At 30.4% G+C, this 4285-nt stretch carries 5 protein-coding genes; all 5 read right to left on the bottom strand.

Features of this window, described 5'->3' with window-relative positions; all coding sequences use genetic code 11:
• Positions 1-343 precede the first annotated feature (343 nt).
• Positions 344-514 carry a histidine kinase gene (locus tag K1J10_RS10155; RefSeq protein WP_223357248.1) on the bottom strand — a complete coding sequence of 57 codons (171 nt, stop codon included), beginning with the start codon at positions 512-514 and terminating at the stop codon, positions 344-346.
• A 691-nt stretch (positions 515-1205) separates the two neighbouring features.
• Complete coding sequence (locus K1J10_RS10150) at positions 1206-1892, bottom strand: helix-turn-helix domain-containing protein (RefSeq protein ID WP_223357247.1); 687 nt, start codon at positions 1890-1892, stop codon at positions 1206-1208.
• 8 nt (positions 1893-1900) lie between these two features.
• A complete protein-coding gene (locus K1J10_RS10145; RefSeq protein WP_223357245.1) occupies positions 1901-2761 on the bottom strand; it encodes an ImmA/IrrE family metallo-endopeptidase in 861 nt (286 codons plus the stop codon).
• A 120-nt stretch (positions 2762-2881) separates the two neighbouring features.
• Positions 2882-3067 carry a hypothetical protein gene (locus tag K1J10_RS10140; RefSeq protein ID WP_049502660.1) on the bottom strand — a complete coding sequence of 62 codons (186 nt, stop codon included), beginning with the start codon at positions 3065-3067 and terminating at the stop codon, positions 2882-2884.
• Positions 3048-4061, bottom strand: coding sequence for a hypothetical protein (locus K1J10_RS10135; protein ID WP_223357237.1), 1014 nt, complete (start codon positions 4059-4061; stop codon positions 3048-3050). The genes K1J10_RS10140 and K1J10_RS10135 overlap by 20 nt, the downstream gene beginning before the upstream one ends.
• Positions 4062-4285: the final 224 nt, after the last annotated feature.

Genomic DNA, 4285 nt, shown 5'->3' with positions numbered 1-4285 from the left:
TTGTGTGAATACTTACAGTTTACCCCAATGAAACGCTATGAGTTTTTTTGTTGCACTATATTTTACAATTTATCAAATAAAAATTACTTTAATGCAATATCTTCTAAAACATCGGAATCCCCTCCTCACACCTTATTTCAAAATAAAGCCCCGCTTCCTTGAAAGCGTTTTCTATACATCTTGTATTATACTATTAAATTTTACTTGTGTCAACATTTTATGTAATTTATATTATTCCTTGAAAGAAGACAAGAATAAGGTTATCAAAGTGAAATAAATAATCATTTTTTCCTCATTTTACTTTTCTAGTTTCCTTATTAAGACAATTCAAACTAGATTACGTCTATCTATTTATTTTATCTTTTATTTGCTTTAATTCCTTTATCTCTTTTAGAATACTAAAAATATAGAAGCTAAATAGAACTACACCTAAAACAGATAAAACAAAGAAAACAAACGGAAGTTTTCTTCCCATACCAGCTACTACTCCAAGGGATAAAATACCGATAGCCATTATGGAAATTATGAGGATAAACCACAAGTAAATCATGTAAAACTTATAAAGATAACAAAAGGACTTATTTTTTTGTTTAGGCTTATCCTTCCATTTTAAATAAAAGAAATAAGGTGTATTAATAATTAAAATAAATAAAAATCTCATCTCTAGCACAACTTTTTACTTTCTATTTTGGATTTCCCACAAGATCTCCCAACTTCCAAATACCAAGCCAAAAAGAAATTGTTATCATGATAAAGAATGTAAAGAACATATTATCGACTAGATTTTTACTCATCAAGCATAGTTCTCTAGCTATATAAGGAGACACGGAAAACAAAATGCACTGTACTATAGTAATTATTTTTTTCATGATTCATTAATAATACTGTCACATATGATACAGTATACTCCTTTCTAGGAAGATTTCTTTTTATCCCTATCTTTATTATACCTTGATTATCATTGAAAAAAATGTACAAATCAATTTCTTAGATTTGATAATATGATGAACTATAAAATATACAAAATACCACTCCAGAATAATGTACAAAACAAAAATAAAGTACACTTTTTAAAGAATGTACTTTATGCTTCTAATTCAGTTGTATCAATGGTTTAGCTCTAGTTTAGTCAATTGTACATAAATTTTTAGTTTTCTTTGTTACATAATCATCAGAAATAGAAAATCAACGTAAATAAAATGTTGTTAGAGTTTCATTGGTACAAAATTACCAACAATAATTCCTACAATTCTAGGATCTTCATCATACGAAAGAAAAATATCTTTATAGTTTTGATTGATAGAAACCAGCCTTAAGCTATGCTCCTCTCGATAAACTCGTTTAATATAAGTCTGGCTATTGCAGACTACAGCATAAACTGCACCATCGTAATCAAATCCTGTCTCACGAATAAGAGCAACCGAACCATTTTTGTATTTGGGTTCCATTGAATCTCCAGATATCCATGAGGCAAAATCATGGGCTAGTTCTTTATCAAAATAGACAGTATCATAGTTCTGATCGTTATAAACCGATGAACCGATACCAGCTGACATTTTTTCGTAAACATGGTATTCGTATAGTTTTTCTGACACCGAAACAACATTCTTACATTGTTCTTTTTGAACTAAGTTTCTAATATAACCAAGTGCTTGATCTTTTCCTTCATCTGATAAAGCATTGTATATCCTGACGATTTCTATCTCCGTAAAATAACCTTTTGGGACATTTAGAATCTGCTCCAGCTGTTGCACTTTTTCTCTAGATGGTTTTTTTACTCCACGCTCCCATGCAGAATAGGCTTGGTAGGTGATACCTAATTGATCCGCAATATCTTTTTGGGTCATTTTTAGCTCTTTTCTACGAGCTTTTAGTTTTTCTGGTTGATACATCGTTTTCCTCACGTTAATAGTAATTTCAATTCAGCTTTTTGTTTTGCCTCTTTGTCTGTTAGCTTATTTTTATCCCAAACATAAGCTATAGATTTTCCTTTATCATAGATGAGCCATACTTTTAAATTGTCACGGCTAGCCTTTATTGTTTTCCAATTCTCTTGATCTAGAAGTTCTGGATATTCTTGACTAGTTACGAAACCTCTTTTACTCACTGCTGGATCTATCTTATTGATTAGAGAAGTCTGGTAGTTGTTAAATTCCTTTATAATCTGTTCTTTGATACTGTGAAACAAAAGGAGTAGTGTAGCATTTTGTCCATCAATATAAGCATCGATAGCCTGCTTAATGGTACTTTCTTTTCCAGGATAATATTCTCGTAAAAGATCTAAGAGGCGAAAAAACAGTGCTTGTTTTGAAACATCCAGGCTATTTTGAATATGTTGAAAGGTGTTGCAACTATAATAAATCTTAGACAGCAAAACAATGTCAGGCATTAATACTACAGCAGAGAAAATATTCGCTTCTCGCTCTAGTAGGTTCTCCTGATTATCAATAGATTCAGCAAAATAATTACCTTCATGCTCTAGGATAAAATGTCCTAGCTCATGACACAGAGTAAAATTTTGCTTCACAATGGGATTATCCTTTTCATAAGAAAAACTAATACCTAATTCATCAATAACAGTTAATCCTTCAATCTTGTGATTTGAGAAGTGGTGACTAATCACTTGAATTTGATATTCCTGAATACAATGTTGAAAGAAGTAGTTGAAATTATAATTTAGTAACGAAATATTGTTGTCCTTCATGTACTGATATAACACATGTTTTGTAGACTTACTTATTCTTGTATACAATTCATCCAAAGAATGGTACCTCCTTTAAGTATAAATTACAAAACTAAACCAATTTAGTTGAGTTTATTATATAAAAAAAGTGGATGTGTGTCCACTTTTTTTATATTACGTTAAATATATAAACATAGTCTAATTATTTCTTTTTTTTACCAAAGCTGAAAGTGCTATTCCTCCAAAAGTCAGCAACGCCCCTCCAATTTTATTCCTGTGTTCTCTATAAAATCTTTCGTGCTCTCCACAGAATTTTGCTTTTGGAGAGTATACTTCTTTATTACATCTAAAGTATTTACATGTTTTAACTTTCTCTTCTTTCATTCGTATCTTCCTCTACTAATAATGTTTCTGAATGGTTAACCAATGCATTGATATTTTCTGAAATACTCTGTGTCAAATTTATAAAAGAGCTGCTATTTCCTTTTGTAAAATTATCAATTTTCCAAGCTAAACTTTTTCCATCATATTTAGGCTCAAGCAAAGTTTGTTCGGTAAAAGCTTTGTAGTTACTTAATACGGCTATAACCGACTCATGCTCCTCTAATACTGTATAAGCAACAACATTTAATTGCATTGCAGATGATAGGTAACTAATTGATTGCTGAAGCAGAGTATTTATTCTTTTTGCGTCCCTTGGTTTGGTGTCACGATTGATAAAGTCTAAACTATCTGTGTAAATCGACATCATTAGTTTTGCAATAGTATTGTTATTTTCTTTAATTGCTGAAAGTAGTAATTCTTTTTTTAGTTGCTCATTTCTGGTTGCTAAGGCCTCTACAATTAGTTGGCGAGCACTGAAAAAAACTGAAAATCTATCATTGTATTGCCCTTGTTCCACGCGGATAACTAGTTCATTTAAGCTTTCAATTTGTTCTGAAATAGATGTTAGTTGCCCTTGTATTGCAGAAAGCTCAGGAAGATTCCCTAACTCTTTGACAGTCCTTTTTTCTAAGGTTACACTACTTTTAATTTTTCCAGTTTCAGTATCTTTTAATACTGCATAGGTCTCTCCTGTCTTTTTTCGTATACCATAACTCCATTCTCCCGATTTTAACTTTTCTTTTGCAACTTCAGATAATTTTGCAACGTATTCTACATTGTCATTATCATTCTTTTCAACAAGCTTTTTTAAAAATTTAGCTTCGGGAATATGAGTAAATAAATTATTTCTAATCTTATTAGCAATTATTAAAGAGGCTTCTTTTTGCAGTGGAGTCAATGAATATGATTGGAAATCATAGTTGTATAATTCCATTTTTCTGATATCAACTTCAAAATGCTCTATTTTTGGTATTTCAATTTCAAAACTTTCCATACTTTAATCTCCATTTTTGGAACTTTAATTTAAAGTTCTATAGTTTGTATTGTTTTTAGATCTTTAGTAACGATAGCAGTATCAAATCGTAAGTTTTATATCCATCAATTAATCACAAGAACCTTGTTTCTTTTCTAATTCTATTTAAAGGTAGTGTACAATAAGTTGTGTAAACACAAAAAGGAATAAATCCTGTATAGTAGAGTTGCAACACATTTACTAGA

The sequence above is a fragment of the Streptococcus australis genome (assembly GCF_019930045.1).
GTDB classification, from domain to species: domain Bacteria; phylum Bacillota; class Bacilli; order Lactobacillales; family Streptococcaceae; genus Streptococcus; species Streptococcus australis_D.
Note: the sequence above shows the minus strand (reverse complement) of the source record. Positions and strands in the feature narration are given on the sequence as shown.